General features: G+C 65.5%; 13 protein-coding genes. 10 read left to right on the forward strand and 3 right to left on the reverse strand.

Features of this window, described 5'->3' with window-relative positions; all coding sequences use genetic code 11:
- Positions 1-5: 5 nt before the first annotated feature.
- From RDV64_RS16455 to RDV64_RS16485, 7 genes are all read left to right on the forward strand, one after another.
- Entirely contained in the window at positions 6-1,859 is a 1,854-nt protein-coding gene (locus tag RDV64_RS16455) for an ABC transporter ATP-binding protein (protein ID WP_309196022.1), read from the forward strand.
- Positions 1,859-3,760, forward strand: a complete 1,902-nt coding sequence (locus RDV64_RS16460; RefSeq protein WP_309196024.1) for an ABC transporter substrate-binding protein — start codon at positions 1,859-1,861, stop codon at positions 3,758-3,760. The genes RDV64_RS16455 and RDV64_RS16460 overlap by 1 nt, the downstream gene beginning before the upstream one ends.
- A 41-nt stretch (positions 3,761-3,801) precedes the next feature.
- A complete protein-coding gene (locus RDV64_RS16465) occupies positions 3,802-4,827 on the forward strand; it encodes an ABC transporter permease (RefSeq protein ID WP_309196026.1) in 1,026 nt (341 codons plus the stop codon).
- A gap of 10 nt (positions 4,828-4,837) precedes the next feature.
- Entirely contained in the window at positions 4,838-6,049 is a 1,212-nt protein-coding gene (locus RDV64_RS16470) for an ABC transporter permease (protein WP_309196027.1), read from the forward strand.
- Positions 6,050-6,139: 90 nt separating this feature from the next.
- Positions 6,140-6,427 carry an Asp-tRNA(Asn)/Glu-tRNA(Gln) amidotransferase subunit GatC gene (gene gatC, locus RDV64_RS16475; protein WP_309196028.1) on the forward strand — a complete coding sequence of 96 codons (288 nt, stop codon included), beginning with the start codon at positions 6,140-6,142 and terminating at the stop codon, positions 6,425-6,427.
- Positions 6,424-7,869, forward strand: coding sequence for an Asp-tRNA(Asn)/Glu-tRNA(Gln) amidotransferase subunit GatA (gene gatA / locus RDV64_RS16480; protein WP_309196029.1), 1,446 nt, complete (start codon positions 6,424-6,426; stop codon positions 7,867-7,869). Before gatC ends, gatA begins: the two co-directional genes overlap by 4 nt.
- Positions 7,870-7,982: 113 nt before the next feature.
- On the forward strand, positions 7,983-8,846 hold the full coding sequence (locus RDV64_RS16485) for an EAL domain-containing protein (protein WP_309196030.1): 864 nt from the start codon (positions 7,983-7,985) through the stop codon (positions 8,844-8,846).
- 43 nt (positions 8,847-8,889) lie between these two features.
- On the opposite strand, the gene RDV64_RS16490 is transcribed toward RDV64_RS16485, so the two are convergent.
- Complete coding sequence (locus RDV64_RS16490) at positions 8,890-9,744, reverse strand: MoxR family ATPase (RefSeq protein ID WP_309199529.1); 855 nt, start codon at positions 9,742-9,744, stop codon at positions 8,890-8,892.
- A gap of 88 nt (positions 9,745-9,832) precedes the next feature.
- Between RDV64_RS16490 and RDV64_RS16495 the strand changes: the two genes are divergently transcribed.
- Together RDV64_RS16495 and RDV64_RS16500 are read left to right on the forward strand one after the other, a co-directional pair.
- Positions 9,833-10,327 carry an N-acetyltransferase gene (locus tag RDV64_RS16495; protein ID WP_309199530.1) on the forward strand — a complete coding sequence of 165 codons (495 nt, stop codon included), beginning with the start codon at positions 9,833-9,835 and terminating at the stop codon, positions 10,325-10,327.
- Positions 10,328-10,367: 40 nt separating this feature from the next.
- Complete coding sequence (locus RDV64_RS16500; RefSeq protein ID WP_309196031.1) at positions 10,368-12,449, forward strand: molybdopterin oxidoreductase family protein; 2,082 nt, start codon at positions 10,368-10,370, stop codon at positions 12,447-12,449.
- Here RDV64_RS16500 and purN read toward each other — a convergent pair.
- Positions 12,421-13,050 (reverse strand): phosphoribosylglycinamide formyltransferase, encoded by a 630-nt coding sequence (gene purN / locus RDV64_RS16505; protein ID WP_309196032.1) that lies wholly within the window; start codon positions 13,048-13,050, stop codon positions 12,421-12,423. The genes RDV64_RS16500 and purN overlap by 29 nt on opposite strands.
- Positions 13,047-14,093: a phosphoribosylformylglycinamidine cyclo-ligase gene (purM, locus tag RDV64_RS16510; RefSeq protein ID WP_309196033.1), complete on the reverse strand. Its 1,047-nt coding sequence runs from the start codon at positions 14,091-14,093 to the stop codon at positions 13,047-13,049. The genes purN and purM overlap by 4 nt, the downstream gene beginning before the upstream one ends.
- Before the next feature lie 177 nt (positions 14,094-14,270).
- On the opposite strand from purM, the gene RDV64_RS16515 reads away from it, so the two are divergent.
- Positions 14,271-14,936 (forward strand): hypothetical protein, encoded by a 666-nt coding sequence (locus tag RDV64_RS16515; protein ID WP_309196034.1) that lies wholly within the window; start codon positions 14,271-14,273, stop codon positions 14,934-14,936.
- Positions 14,937-14,939: the final 3 nt, after the last annotated feature.

The raw sequence follows: 14,939 nt of genomic DNA on the forward strand, positions 1-14,939 counted from the left end.
GACGAATGAACGTCGTCAGCGTCGAAAATCTGGTGGTCGAATATCATGCCGAAGGCGTTACTCGCGCCGTCGACGGTATTTCGTTCGATGTGCCAAAGGGCAAGACTGTTGCGGTCGTGGGCGAGTCCGGTTCCGGCAAGTCCACCATCAGTCAGGCCGTCATGGGCTTGTTGCCGGAAGCCGCCAAGGTTGCCGATGGGCGGATAATCTTCCGCGATCCGGCCGACGGCCTGGAAACCGACCTTGCATCGCTGAAGCGTGACAGCAAGGCCATGCGGCGCATTCGCGGCAACCGCATTGCAATGATCTTTCAGGAGCCGATGACGAGCCTGTCGCCGCTCCACACGATCGGCGATCAGATTGGCGAATCGGGCCGCCTGCACAGCGGGATGAGCAAGGAAGAGGCGCGCGAAGCGACCATCGAGATGCTGCGGCTCGTCCATTTTCCCGATCCGGCGCGGGCGGTGGACCAGTTCCCGTTCGAGCTGTCGGGAGGGCTGCGCCAGCGCGCGATGATCGCCATGGCGATGATGTGCAAGCCTGCGCTTCTCATTGCCGACGAGCCGACCACCGCGCTCGATGTGACCATCCAGGCGGAAATCCTGAAGCTCCTGCGCGAGGTTCAGCAGGAACTGGGGATGAGCATCCTGCTGATCACCCATGATTTCGGCGTTGTGGCCAACGTGGCGGATGAGGTGGTGGTGATCTACCAGGGGCGGGTGATGGAGCGCGGCTCCTCGTCACATATCTTCCGGCATCCCGAGCATCCCTACCTCAAGGCGCTGCTGCATGCCGTGCCAACCTTCGACATGAGCGAGCGGCTGGAGCCGATCCGGCCCATCGAGCCGCAGCTCTCGGCCTTCGGCGCGCCTTGTGATGTTGCGCGCGGCGAGCCGCTCCTGCGGATCGACAACCTCACCAAGAGCTTCCGCCTGAAGAAAGGCGGCCTCCTCGGCAAGCCCAACATGCTGACCGCGGTGGATCAGGTGAGCCTCACCCTCAATGCAGGCGAGTGCCTCGGCCTTGTGGGCGAATCGGGATCCGGCAAGTCCACCGTGTCCTTGATGGCGATGCGCGCCTATCCCCCCACCACGGGCCAGGTGGAAATCCGCCAGGGCAACGAATGGCGCAATATTGCCGAGCTTGAGGGCGATGACCTGATGGCCTACCGGCGGCGCATCCAGCTCGTCTTCCAGGACCCGTTCTCGTCCCTCAATCCGCGCATGTCGGTGAACCAGATCGTGCGGGAGCCGCTGGTGATCCACAAGATCGGCACGACGGAAAGCCGGGATGCACAGGTGCGCGACCTGATGGGGCTCGTCGGCCTCGACCCCAAGATGCTGCGCCGCTTTCCCCATTCGCTGTCCGGCGGACAGCGCCAGCGCGTCGGCATTGCGCGGGCGCTGGCGCTCAAACCCGATATTCTGGTGTGCGACGAGCCGGTCTCGGCGCTCGACGTTTCGGTGCAGGCGCAGGTGCTCAACCTGTTGCGGGACCTGCAGGACAAGCTGGGGCTGACCTATCTGTTTGTCAGCCACAACCTTGCCGTGGTCGACTACCTTGCCGACCGGATTGCGGTGATGTGCAAGGGGCGGCTGGTGGAACTCGGCACCACGCGTGAGGTGATCGACAACGCGCAGCATCCCTACACCAAGGCGCTTCTGGCGGCGGTGCCGGATGCCAACCTCGACCGGCCGCTGGATTTTGCCAGATTGGCCGAAGGGCGTGCGTCGACGCCGACCGCCTGGCCTGAGCCGTACCGGCTCGAACCGGGCGCCATTCCAACAATGATAGAGGTCTCGCAGGGGCATTTCGTGTGTGCGCCCGGTGAAGGCACGAGTTCGAAGGAAGCTGCCTGATGATCCGCACAGCCCTTGTTGCCCTGATTGCGATGGCGGGGGTTTCGTCGGCCTTTGCGCAGTCCGGCGACGTCCCGCAGATGCAGGAAATCCCGACACTTGCGAACACCCACGAAGGGTTGCCGCCGGTCGCCGAGCGGATTCCGCTGCAGCCGCTGGTGGTGGACCTTGCCGCAGAGGGGCGCAGCGAAGGCGTTTACGGCGGCGATCTGCGCACGATGATCGGGCGATCCAAGGACGTGCGCCTCATCAACGTGTGGGGCTACGCCCGCCTTGTCGGCTTCGACAAGGAATTCATGCTGGTGCCGGACATTCTCGAAGATGTCGAGGAGGAGGATGGCCGCGTCTTCACGTTCCATCTGCGCGAGGGCCACAAATGGTCTGACGGGGCGCCGTTCACCGCTGAAGACTTCCGCTATTATTTCGACGAGGTTGCCACCAACACCGAGCTGTCGCCAACACCGCCGCCATTTCTGCTCAGCGGCAACATGTTGCCGGACTTTGAGGTGCTGGACGAGGTAACGGTGCGCTACACGTTTGCCGAGCCGAACCCGCGGTTCCTGCCGACGCTGGCGCAGGCCTCGCCGCCGTTCATCTATCGCCCGTCCCACTATCTGAAGCAGTTCAATCCCAAGTACGGCGATGAGGCGAAGATTGCTGCGATGGTGGAAGAGGCGCGGGTGCGCTCCTGGGCGCCACTGCACAATCTCAAGGACGAGATGTACGACGCCACCAACCCGGACCTGCCTTCGCTGCAGCCGTGGGTGGCGACGCAAAATGCCACCGATCGCCGGTTCGTGATGGCCCGCAATCCCTACTTTCACCGTGTGACCAGCACCGGCCACCAGCTTCCCTACATCGACCGGGTGATCATGAGCGTCGTCGACGGCTCGCTGATTGCCACCAAGGTGCAGGCCGGCGACGCGGACCTTCAGGCACGCGGGCTTGTGTTCGGCGATCTGCCGGTGCTGAAGCGCGGAGAAAAGAAGCGGCATTATTCGGTGCGGTTGTGGCCGCAGGCCAATGCTGCCGCGATCGCGCTTTACCCGAACCTCACCGTCAACGATCCCGAGCTGCGCAAGCTGTTCCGCGACAGGCGGTTCCGGCAGGCCATGTCTCTGGCCGTGGACCGCAAACTCCTGAACAAGGTGCTTTATTTCGGACTGGGGCAGCCTTCAGCCAACCTGGTTCTGCCGGAAAGCCCGCTTTCGGAGAGTTTTGAGAACACGGTCATGCCGTTCGACATTGCCAAGGCCAACGCGCTGCTGGACGAGATGGGACTGACCGAGCGCAATTCCGACGGCATCCGTCTCATGCCCGACGGGCGGCCGCTGGAGCTGATTGCGGAAACCGCAGGCGAGCGGGCGATCGAGATTGATGCGCTGGAGCTGATCAAGGACACCTGGAACGAGATCGGCATCGACCTTTACCCGCGCCCGTCGCAGCGCGATGTGCTGCGCAACCGTGCCTTCTCCGGCGATCTGGCGCTCAGCGTCTGGGCCGGTTACGACAACGGTCTGCCTTCGGCCAACATGCCGCCTGACGAACGCGTCCCGGTGTCGACCATGTTCTTCACCGGGCCGGCCTGGGGCGCCTGGTCGATGAGCGGCGGTGACAGCGGCGAACAGCCGGACTATCCGCCTGCGGTAGAGCTGATGCAGCTGTTTGACGACTGGATGCACACGGCGACCGCGGAAGAGCGGGGGGCGATCTGGGAGAAAATTCTCAAGGTCCATGCCGATGAGGTCTTGACCATCGGCACCGTGCAGGGCGTTGTTCAGCCTGTTGTTGTGGGTGATACGCTGAAGAACGTGCCGGAAGAGGCTGTGTACGGCTGGGATCCGGGTGCGCAGTTCGGCCTTTACCATCCCGATGAGTTCTACTTCGAAGCCGGCCAGTAGGGCAGGGGCGGCGCCATGAGCGGACAAGGGTTGGGCGAGCGATGATCACCTATGTATTGCGTCGGACCGTCGGGATGATCCCGACGCTTCTGGTGATATCGTTCCTGATCTTCCTGATCATCGAGCTGCCGCCGGGGGACTATCTGTCCAACCAGATGGAGCAGCTGCGCGCTCAGGGCGAAACCGCCTCAATCGCGAAGCTGGAGTTCATGCGCCGCGAGTTCGCGTTGGATCGCCCGCTCCTGGAGCGTTATGCGATCTGGCTCGGGGCCTATCCGGGCCCCAACGGCTTCAACGGCATCCTGCAGGGCTATTGGGGGTGGTCGTTCGAGTTCCAGAAGCCGGTGGGCGACGTGGTGTCCGGCTCGCTGCTTCTCACCGTGGTTCTCAACTTCGCGACCATTCTGTTTGTCTACATCGTGTCGTTTCCCATCGGGATCTACTCGGCCACACGGCAATATTCGTGGGGGGACTACGGTTTCACCTTCCTTGGCTACATTGGCCTTGCCGTGCCGAACTTCCTGCTCGGCCTCGTGATGCTGTTTCTGATGAACGAGTATTTCGGCGTTTCGGTGGGCGGATTGATGGCGCCGCAATTCATCGACGCGCCGATGAGCGTGGACAAGTTCCTGTCGATCCTGTCCCACCTCATCGTGCCGACCGTTGTGATCGGCACGGCGGGCACTGCCTCGATGATCCGCCGCCTGCGCGCCAACCTTCTGGACGAACTTCACCGCCAGTACGTGACGACGGCGCGGGCCAAGGGGCTGAAGGAGCGGCGGGTGGTGCTGAAATATCCGCTGCGGATGGCACTCAACCCGTTCATCGCCGACATCGGCAACCTCATCCCGTCGCTGGTCTCGGGTTCGGTCATCGTGTCGGTCGTGCTCAACCTGCCGACTGTGGGGCCGATCCTCCTGTCGGCGCTCCAGTCGCAGGACCAGTATCTGGCCGGGTTCATCCTGCTGTTCGTCGCCGTACTCACTCTGTTTGGTATGCTGGTGTCCGACCTTCTTCTTGCCCTGCTCGATCCGCGGATCAGGCTCGGCAAGCAGGCTGCGGGCTGAGGAGGGCACCATGAACGAGAGAACCCGCACCGACCCCGCCCGCGAGCCCGGCGCCACCAACGCCAACATCACCGGCGAAGACCACTATATCGACAACGCGCCGTTCGATCCTAGCGAGGCCGAACGGCTGACGCCCGAGCAGGAACGATATTTCCAGGCGTCGCAGTGGCAGATCATCTGGTGGCGCTTCCGCCGGCACAAGCTGGCGCTGTGGTCCGGGGTGATCCTGATCCTGTTTTACCTCTGCGTTCCGTTCGCGGAGGTGATTGCGCCCTACGACCCCAACGCCCGCCATTCGGACCATCTTTATGCCCCGCCGCAGATGGTGCACATCTTCCACGAGGGCAGCCTCCGGGCGCCGTTCGTCTATGGCAGCCGCGCCGAGATCAACCTTGACACCTTGCAGTGGGAGTATGTGACCGACAGGGATGAGGTGCAGACGCTGCGCTTCTTCTGCCTTGGCGACGGATACGACTTCTGGGGCCTCATTCCGGGGCGCTTCCATCTGGTATGTCCCGCACAGGATGGCACGCTGTTCCTCGCCGGCACCGACCGGCTCGGCCGCGACCAGCTGTCCGGCCTGATTTATGGCGCGCGAATTTCGCTGACGGTGGGGCTGGTGGGCGTCACCATCTCGATCTTGCTCGGCATGTTCTTCGGCGGCATTGCGGGCTACGTGGGCGGGCTGGTGGACGGCGCAATCATGCGGCTGATCGAGATCCTGCGCTCGCTGCCGGAGCTTCCGTTGTGGATGGCGCTTTCGGCGGCGCTGCCGGTCACCTGGTCGCCGTTGTGGATCTATTTCGGCATCACGGTGATTCTCGGCCTCCTGGACTGGCCGGGGCTTGCGCGCGCGGTACGCTCCAAGCTCCTCTCGCTTCGCGAAGAGGATTATGCACGCGCCGCCGTCCTGATGGGGGCGCCGCCGCGGCGGATCATCGTCAAACATCTCCTGCCGGGCTTTTCCAGCCACATCATCGCGTCCGCAACATTGTCCATTCCTTCGATGATCCTGGGCGAAACGGCGCTGTCGTTCCTCAACCTCGGGCTTCAACGGCCTGCGATCTCATGGGGCGTGCTTCTCAACGAGGCGCAGAACATCACGGTGGTGACGATCTATCCGTGGCTGATGGCGCCTGTTGTGCCGATCGTGATCGTGGTTCTGGCGTTCAACTTCCTGGGCGACGGGCTGCGCGACGCTGCGGACCCCTACAAGAACTGACGCCGGATTGTCCCGCCTGAGGCCAACAGCGTTGCGCAGATGGCGGCGGCGATGCTAGGCGGGCGACATCCGATTGGAGCGATCTAGCCAATGTCTGTCGATATCGACACGGTGCGCCGCGTGGCGCACCTTGCCCGCATCAAGGTGGGTGAGGGGGAGGCCGAACGCCTCGCCAATGAGCTGAACGGGATTCTGGCCTTCGTCGAGCAACTCGACGAGGTGAACGTCGACGGCGTTGCGCCGATGACGTCGGCAGTGGAAACCGCACTGCGCCAGCGCGAGGACGTCGTGACCGACGGCGGCGTGCCGGCGAAGGTGCTGTCCAATGCGCCCGAATCCGACGATGGCTTCTTCGTGGTGCCGAAGGTGGTGGAATGAGCGCGCTGACCGATCTCACGGTTGCCGAGACGCGCGACCGGATCGCCGCCAAGGACGTCACCGCCCTTGAGGTGACCGACGCCTATCTTGCGGCCATCGAGGCCTCCAGCCTCAACGCCTACATCACCGTGACGCCGGACAAGGCGCGCGACATGGCGCGCGCTGCGGATGACGCGGTTGCTGCGGGCACGGCGGGTCCGCTCGCCGGTGTGCCGCTCGGCATCAAGGATCTGTTCTGCACCGATGGCGTGCGCACCACGGCGGGATCGAAGATCCTCGGCAACTTCGTGCCGCCCTACGAATCCACCGTCACGGCCAATTTGTGGGCGGCGGGCGCAGTGCTGCTCGGCAAGCTCAACCTCGACGAATTTGCCATGGGCTCATCCAACGAGACCAGCGCCTACGGCCCGGTGACAAACCCCTGGGGCGAGAAGCTGGTGCCGGGCGGGTCGTCCGGTGGATCGGCTGCGGCGGTGGCTGCACGGCTTTGCGCAGCGGCAACCGGCACCGATACAGGCGGTTCCATTCGCCAGCCGGCAGCACTGACCGGCACGGTCGGTCTGAAGCCCACCTACGGGCGTTGCTCGCGCTGGGGCACGGTGGCGTTCGCATCCTCGCTGGATCAGGCGGGGCCGATCACCCGCACGGTGCGCGATGCCGCGATCATGCTGCGGCACATGGCGTCGGTCGATTTGAAGGATTCCACCTCGGTGGACCTTCCGGTGGCCGACTATGAGGCAGCGCTTGAGGGCGGTGTCGCCGGCAAGCGCATCGGCATTCCGAAGGAATACAGCGTCGACCCGATGCCGGAAGCCGTGGCCAAGCTCTGGCAGCAGGGCGAGGCTTGGCTGAAGGCGGCGGGAGCAGAGATCGTGCCGGTGTCTCTGCCGCACACCCAGTACGCGCTGCCCGCCTACTACATTGTGGCGCCTGCGGAGGCATCGTCCAACCTTGCCCGCTACGACGGCGTTCGCTACGGGCTGCGGGTGCCGGCCGAGGATATTGCGGGGCTTTACGAGGAATCGCGGGCGGCCGGCTTTGGCGACGAGGTGAAGCGGCGCATCCTCATCGGCACATACGTGCTCTCCGCCGGCTACTACGATGCGTACTATCTGAGAGCGCAAAAAGTACGCACTCTCATCAAGCGCGACTTTGAAACCGTGTTTGCAGATGGCATTGATGCGTTGCTGACGCCGACGACGCCGGGTCCGGCGTTCGGCCTCGGTGCCAATCTCGACCCGGTGGAAATGTACCTCAACGACATCTTCACGGTGCCGATCAACATGGCCGGTTTGCCGGGCATTTCGGTACCGGCGGGCCTGTCGGACACGGGCTTGCCGCTGGGGCTTCAGCTGATCGGCCGCCCGTTCGACGAAGCGGGGCTGATGCCGCTGGCACGGGCTCTGGAAGACGCTGCAGGCGCACTCGTTCCGCCCCGCTGAAGGCAAGGCGCCGACGCACAAAACTTGCGCGGGGCTGGCCCCCGCGGATCCCGCTGCCTTATGCGCGGTCCGTGAAATTGGTAATCTCCGGACAAGTTGTACTGGAGTTCGCAATGCCAGAGGACACGTTCGCCACCCCGCCGTGCGCCAGAGATCCGGACGCAGGACACGCCGGGCTTCGCTTCTCGTTCGCATTCCAGCCGATCTTCGACATCAAGGCCGGGACCCCTTTTGCCTACGAGGCTCTGGTGCGCGGGGCCTACGGTGAGCCGGCCATCAGCGTCCTGTCCAAGGTTGATCCGGTGGACCGCTCGGCGTTCGACCAGGCCTTGCGGATCCGCGCGGTGGAGCTTGCGGCATCGCTGATGCCGGGTGAGGCGGGGCCGGCGCTCGCCATCAACTTCATGCCCGATGCGGTCAAAGACCCGGTGCGCGGCCTGCGCTCGACTCTGGAAACCGCACGGCATATGAATTTCGGCCACAAGCGGCTTTTGCTGGAAGCATCGGGCTACGACCGGGTGGCCGAGCCTGCACGCTTTGCGCACACGATGAGCCACTACGCAGCGGTCGGCTTCACCACCGCCATTGACGATTTCGGTGTCGGCGACGCCAATCTGGCCACCCTTGTGGACGTTGCCCCCCACATGCTGAAGCTCGACCGCCATCTGGTCCGCGACATCGACACCGACCATCGGCGCCGGGCTATTGTGGCAAGCATTGCCCGAATGGCGCGCGAGCTCGACATCGAGCTGGTGGGGCAGGGCGTTGACAGCGTGCCGGTGTTCAAGGCGCTGGCGGGCTTCGGGGTCCGCCTCTTTCAGGGCGACCTGTTTGCCAAGCCAGCATTTGAGGCACTGCCGTCGATCAACGCCAAGGCGCTGACTGCGGTGCGTGACCACGAGGCCCAGCAGGCCTGCGCCAAGATCATTCCGCTGCGCCGCATCAACGGCACCCACACGCCAAACTCCGCCGCCTGATTGCGGCGGGGCAAAATGCGCGCCTGACGCGAACGCCGCGCCGCTACATGGGCGGGCGGCGGTTGCGGATCTCGTCGATCATCCGCTGCACGGTCGAGCCGCGAACCTTTGCAATATCGTCCTGATACTTGAGAAGGACGCCGAGGGTGTCGTCCGCAGTGCCGGGCTCCAGCACCATCTGGTCCAGCTCCACCAGCGCCTGTGCCCAGTCCAGCGTCTCGGCAACGCCGGGGGGCTTGAAGAGGTCGCCACTGCGCAGCTCCTGCACGAAGGCGACAATCTCGTCGGCCAACCGCTCACCGACGCCCGGCGCCTTGCGGCGGACGATCTCGCGTTCCCGCGCCATGGAGGGGTAGTCCACCCAATGATAGAGGCAGCGGCGCTTGAGCGCGTCGTGAATTTCGCGCGTCCGGTTTGTGGTGATGATGACGATGGGCGGTTCGGCGGCCTTGATGGGGCCAAGCTCCGGGATCGTCACCTGAAAGTCCGAGAGCACCTCCAGCAAGAAGGCCTCGAAGGCCTCGTCGGCGCGGTCCAGCTCGTCGATCAGCAGGATGGGGGCGCCTTCGGGCGGGGTGTCGAGCGCTTCCAGAATGGGGCGGCGGATGAGGAAACGGGGGTCGAAGACGTCGGCCGCCGTGCTGCCGGCTTCGGCCTGGCGGATGGCGAGCATCTGCGCCGGGTAGTTCCACTCATAAAGGGCGGACGCGGTGTCGAGGCCCTCGTAGCATTGCATCCGGATCAGCCTGCGGCCCAGCGCCGTGGACAGGACCTTGGCAATCTCGGTCTTGCCGACGCCGGCCTCACCTTCCAGAAAGAGCGGGCGCTTGAGGCGCATGGCCAGAAAGAGGACGGTTGCGAGCGAGCGGTCGGCCACATAGTCGGCCTCGGCCAGCATGGTTTCGGTCGCGTCGATGGATTGGGGAAGGTCGGTCACGCGAGGGCCTTGGGTGGGAAGCGGTTGCAAGGAGACCTAGCGTAGAGTGATGCCAAAGGACAATGCGGCGATCGCGCCGGAGGGCCCCGGTGACGAAGACGCCATCAGGGCAGTGGTGACAGAGGCGTTCGGCGGTTCGGCCGAGGCGGACCTGGTGGATGCCCTGCGCGCCGATGGTGACCTTGCGCTCTCGCTGGTCGCGCGGGCCGACGGCCGGGTCATCGGGCATGTGGCAATTTCCCCGATGACGGGAGGATTTTGCGCGCTGGCGCCCGTTGCCGTCGACGCGGCGTGGCGCAGTCGCGGCATTGGCGCAGCTCTGGTGCGCGCGGCAATTGCGGGGGCGGCGGAGGCAGGGTTTGCCGGCCTCTTCATCCTTGGCGATCCTGATTATTATGCGCGGTTCGGGCTTTCGGCAGCGGCGGCCGCGCCGTTTTCCTCCCCCTATGAGGGGCCGTATTTTCTGGCGCTGGCGTTGCGGCCCGAGGGGCTTGCCGGCGGCGGACAGGTTGCCCACGCCCCGGCGTTCTCATCGCTGGGATGATGGGTTAGGCTGGCGCACCGCAACACTGGAACTCACCTCGATGAACGCGCCGGTCCGCCACCGCTCTGCCTGCCCGCACGATTGCCCCTCCACCTGCGCCCTTGAGATTGAGGTGGCAGATGGGCGGATCGGGCGCGTGCGCGGGTCCGCCGCCAACGATTATACCGCCGGCGTCATCTGCGCGAAGGTGGCGCGCTATGCCGAACGGGTGAACAATCCGGACCGGCTCCTGACGCCGCTATTGCGCACCGGCCCCAAGGGCGGCAACGATTTCCGCCAGATCGGCTGGGACGAGGCGCTGGACCGGATTGCCGAGGCGCTGCTGGCGGCCGAAGCGAGCCATGGCGCCGAAGCCGTCTGGCCCTACCACTACGCCGGCACGATGGGGCTTGTGCAGCGCGATGGCATCCACCGCCTGCGCCACGCCAAGGGCTATTCGCGGCAGTACGACACCATCTGCACCAACATGGCCTGGGCGGGCTTCGTTGCCGGCACGGGCAAGCTGGCCGGTGTCGATCCGCGCGAGATGCGGGTGACGGATTGCCTCGTGATCTGGGGCACCAATGCGGTGGCCACGCAGGTCAACGTGATGACCCACGCGATTGCCGCCCGCAAGAACCGCAGCGCGAAGATTGTGGTGGTGGACGTCTACCACAACGACACGACGCGGCAGGCCGACATGGCGTTGATCCTGCGGCCGGGCACCGACGCGGCACTGGCCTGCGCGGTGATGCACATTGCCTTCCGCGATGGCTATGCCGACCGCGCCTATATGGACAGGTTCACCGACGATCCGGCTGGGCTTGAGGCGCACCTGGTCAGTCGGACGCCTGAATGGGCGGCGGGGATCACCGGGCTGGGGGTGGACGAGATCGAGGCCTTTGCGGCGCTGGTGGGTCGCACGGCGCGCACGTATTTTCGCCTCGGTTACGGGTTCACCCGGTCCCGCAACGGGACCACGGCAATGCACGCGGCGCTTTCGATCCCCACGGTGCTGGGGAGCTGGCAGCACGAGGGCGGCGGCGCCTTCCACAACAACGGCGCGATCTACAAGCTCGACAAGAGCATGATCGAGGGGCAGGACATGCGCGACCCGGCCGTGCGCCAGCTCGACCAGTCGCGCATTGGTGCGGTCCTGTGCGGGGATGCCGACGCGCTGGCGGGCGGGCCGCCGGTGAAGGCGCTGTGGGTTCAGAACACCAACCCCATGGTGGTGGCGCCGGAACAGGCACGCGTTCGCGAGGGCTTTGCGCGCGACGACCTGTTTGTTGCCGTGCACGAGCAGGTGATGACCGAAACGGCGCGGATGGCTGACATCGTCTTGCCGGCGACGATGTTTGTGGAGCACGATGATATCTACCGCGGCGGTGGGCACCAGCATGTGCTGATCGGCCCGAAGCTGGTCGAGGCGCCGGGCGAGTGCCGGGAGAACCACTGGGTCAACACCGAGATTGCGCGGCGGGTGGGCGCGACCCATCCGGGCTTCGAGATGAGCGCACGCGAGCATGTGGACTGGCTGGTGGACGCTTCAGGTCTGGACGGGGAGGCGCTGTGGCTCGAAGGGTTCGTCGACCTGCAGCCGCCTTTTGCCGAAGCGCATTTTCTGGACGGGTTCGGTTATGCGGACGGGCGTTTTCGCTTCAGTCCGGACTGGGGGGCGGTGCCGACGGGGGGCAGCGTTGCCATGGGGCCGGTTGCAGCGATGCCGCGTTTTCCGGACCAGTGGGACGTGACCGAAGGGGCGAGTGCTGCCGAGCCCTACCGGCTGGTGACGGCACCGGCCCGCTCCTTCCTCAATTCGAGCTTCAACGAGACCGAGGGTTCGCGCAGGAAAGAGGGGGCGCCGCTTGTGCTGGTCCACCCAGAAGACGCCGCGGCCGAAGGTATCGACGATGGCATGGCCGTGACGCTGGCCAACCACCGGGGCGCGGTAACGCTGACCGCGCGGCTGTTTGACGGTGTGCAGCGCGGCACGGTGGTTTCAGAAGGCCTGTTCCAGAATGCCGACTTTGCGGGCGGGAAGGGGATCAACACGCTGATCGGGGCGGACCCTGTTGCGCCGCACGGCGGGGCCGCATTTCACGACAGCCGCGTCAGCCTTCGTCCGGCAGTGGCGGGCTGAACAGGGTTTTGCCGTAGTCGGTTGCCTCGCGCGGCATCAGGTGCTGGGCGAGCGCGGCGGGGTAGAGCCTGTGTTCGGCGGCAAGCGTCCGCGCGGCGAGGGTTTCGGGCGTGTCGTCGGGCCGCACGGCGACAGCGGCCTGGGCGAGGATCGGGCCGTCGTCCAGCTCTTCGGTCACGATGTGGACGGTAATTCCGGCAATCTTGGCACCGGCGGCAAGCGCGCGGGCGTGGGTGTCGAGCCCCCGGAATGCTGGCAGCAGCGACGGGTGAATGTTGAGAATGGCGTCCACCCAGGCAGCGACGAAGGTGCCCGACAGGATGCGCATGAAGCCGGCGAGACAGATAAGCTCGGCGCCTGACGCGCGGACCGCCTTGTCGAGCGCGGCCTCGAAGGTGGCACGGTCGCCATAGGCCTTGCGGTCGACCACCGCCACGGGGATGCCGGCATTGGCGGCATGGGCAAGGCCGCCGGCCTCCGGCTTGTCGGTGGCGGCAAGGACGATGGTGGCCGGAAAGTCCGGCGCGGCACAGGCGTCGATCAGCGATTTGAGATTGCTGCCGCGACCCGAAAAGAGCACGGCGATGGGTGTCTTCATCATCCGATCTGGCAACGCTCTGCCCCGTCCTCGCACCCAATCAGCGTGCCGATGATGGCAGGCCACTCGCCCTCGTCCTGCAAGGTCAGCGCAATGGCGGCAGCGTCCGCCTCTGCCACGGCAATCACGAGGCCGACGCCGCAGTTGAACGTGGCTTCCATGGTTGCATCCGACAGGCTGGCGCTCTTTTGCAGGAACGCCATGACGGGGTTGGCGGGAAGGGCGCGGCGATCGATTTTTGCGGCAAGCCCGTCCGGCAGGATGCGGGGGATATTGCCGGTGAGGCCGCCGCCGGTGATGTGCGCAACGGCCTTGATGGATGCGCCGTGGGACTTGAGCGCCGCCAGCACCGGGCGAACATAGATGCGGGTGGGCGCAAGGAGCGCTTCGCCGAGCGTTCCGCCCTCGAAGGGCGCGGCCATATCCCATCCGTTGTCGGCGGCCAGCTTGCGGATGAGGGAATAACCGTTGGAGTGGGCGCCGCTGGACGCCAGGCCGATCAGAACGTCGCCCTCCGCCAGAGTGTCGCGGGGGAGGACTTCGTCCCGTTTGACGGCGCCGACGGAGAAGCCGGCAAGATCGTAATCGCCCTTGGCATAATGGCCGGGCATTTCCGCCGTTTCGCCGCCGATGAGGGCGCAGCCGGCGTCCTTGCAGCCGGCGGCTATGCTCTCGACCACGGTGGCCGCGGCGGCAACGTCCAGCGCGCCGGTGGCGTAATAGTCGAGGAAGAAGAGCGGTTCGGCGCCCTGTGCGAGAATGTCGTTGACGCACATGGCCACAAGGTCGATGCCGATGCCCTCATGGCGGCCAAGGTCGGTGGCAAGGCGCAGCTTGGTGCCGACCCCGTCCGTTGACGCAATGAGGAGCGAGCCTTCGTGCCCGGCTGCACCAAGGTCGAACGCAGCGCCGAAGCCGCCGAGGGCGGGCAGGGCGCCGGCGCGCTGGGTGGCCGCGGCGGCGGGCGTGATGCGATCGACAAGCCTGTCACCGGCGGCAACGTCGACACCGGCCTCGGCGTAGGCCTTGAGGGGATCTTGAGACATAATTGTTCCTGCGGATTGTCACTCCCTTGCCAGTTTGGGGCGCGCTTTGGAAGCGCTGTCCACAGGCGATCCCGTGTTGAGGTGGGTAAAGCGGGTGTCACCGCAATGCGATGCGCACGCCTTGGCAGCGCGCTCTATGGTCAGCTGGTCGCGCCCCGGCGGTGAGCGGAGAGTTTGATGGAACAGCTTGTGCTGGATCTCGGCATGGTGGATGCGCCGCCGCACACGGTGGTGTCGCAGTCCAACGAGGCCGCGTATTCGCTGCTGTCGAAGTGGCCGAGCTGGCCCAACCCCATCGTTCTGGTGACGGGGCCGGACGGGTCCGGCAAGAGCCATCTCGCCCGCCGCTTTGCTGAAACTGCCGACGTTGCCGTGGTGAATGGCGCGGCACTATGCGCCGACGATGCGCTGACGCTGGCCGAGGCCACCGTAGTGGTGGACGATGCGGACGTTGCGGCAGACCGGGCGCTGTTCCACCTCATCAATGCGGTGCGCAATGCGGGCGGGACGATGCTGCTGACGGCCTCGCGCCGCCCGGTGGGGGGCTTGCGCGATCTCGACTCCCGCCTGCGCGCCTTCCCGGAGGTGGCGCTTGAGCCGCCGGACGATGCGCTGATCCGCCGGGTCATGATCGATGCGTTCCAGCGCCGCCAGTTGCCGGCGGAAAGTGCCGTCCTCGATTTCCTGATGGCGCGGATGGAGCGGACGCTTCACGATGCGATGCACTGGGTGGATGCGCTGGACAAGAAAGGGCTTGCGGAAAAGCGCGGGCTGACCCGGCCGCTGGCAGCGAGGCTTTTGCAGTCGGCTGGCGGTTCCGCTGCGGATGAGAGTGTGCCATAGGCC

Origin of the sequence: Acuticoccus sp. MNP-M23, assembly GCF_031195445.1 — a bacterium.
In the GTDB taxonomy this organism is placed as follows: Bacteria; Pseudomonadota; Alphaproteobacteria; order Rhizobiales; family Amorphaceae; genus Acuticoccus.

What these genes read in the sequence shown, in the direction of transcription:
- RDV64_RS16455 (WP_309196022.1), top strand. Translation starts at nt 6, where the DNA reads ATGAACGTCGTCAGCGTCGAAAATCTGGTGGTCGAATATCATGCCGAA.
- RDV64_RS16460 (WP_309196024.1), top strand. Translation starts at nt 1,859, where the DNA reads ATGATCCGCACAGCCCTTGTTGCCCTGATTGCGATGGCGGGGGTTTCG.
- RDV64_RS16465 (WP_309196026.1), top strand. Translation starts at nt 3,802, where the DNA reads ATGATCACCTATGTATTGCGTCGGACCGTCGGGATGATCCCGACGCTT.
- RDV64_RS16470 (WP_309196027.1), top strand. Translation starts at nt 4,838, where the DNA reads ATGAACGAGAGAACCCGCACCGACCCCGCCCGCGAGCCCGGCGCCACC.
- gatC (WP_309196028.1), top strand. Translation starts at nt 6,140, where the DNA reads ATGTCTGTCGATATCGACACGGTGCGCCGCGTGGCGCACCTTGCCCGC.
- gatA (WP_309196029.1), top strand. Translation starts at nt 6,424, where the DNA reads ATGAGCGCGCTGACCGATCTCACGGTTGCCGAGACGCGCGACCGGATC.
- RDV64_RS16485 (WP_309196030.1), top strand. Translation starts at nt 7,983, where the DNA reads ATGCCAGAGGACACGTTCGCCACCCCGCCGTGCGCCAGAGATCCGGAC.
- RDV64_RS16490 (WP_309199529.1), bottom strand. Translation starts at nt 9,744, where the DNA reads ATGCTGGCCGAGGCCGACTATGTGGCCGACCGCTCGCTCGCAACCGTC.
- RDV64_RS16495 (WP_309199530.1), top strand. Translation starts at nt 9,833, where the DNA reads ATGCCAAAGGACAATGCGGCGATCGCGCCGGAGGGCCCCGGTGACGAA.
- RDV64_RS16500 (WP_309196031.1), top strand. Translation starts at nt 10,368, where the DNA reads ATGAACGCGCCGGTCCGCCACCGCTCTGCCTGCCCGCACGATTGCCCC.
- purN (WP_309196032.1), bottom strand. Translation starts at nt 13,050, where the DNA reads ATGATGAAGACACCCATCGCCGTGCTCTTTTCGGGTCGCGGCAGCAAT.
- purM (WP_309196033.1), bottom strand. Translation starts at nt 14,093, where the DNA reads ATGTCTCAAGATCCCCTCAAGGCCTACGCCGAGGCCGGTGTCGACGTT.
- RDV64_RS16515 (WP_309196034.1), top strand. Translation starts at nt 14,271, where the DNA reads ATGGAACAGCTTGTGCTGGATCTCGGCATGGTGGATGCGCCGCCGCAC.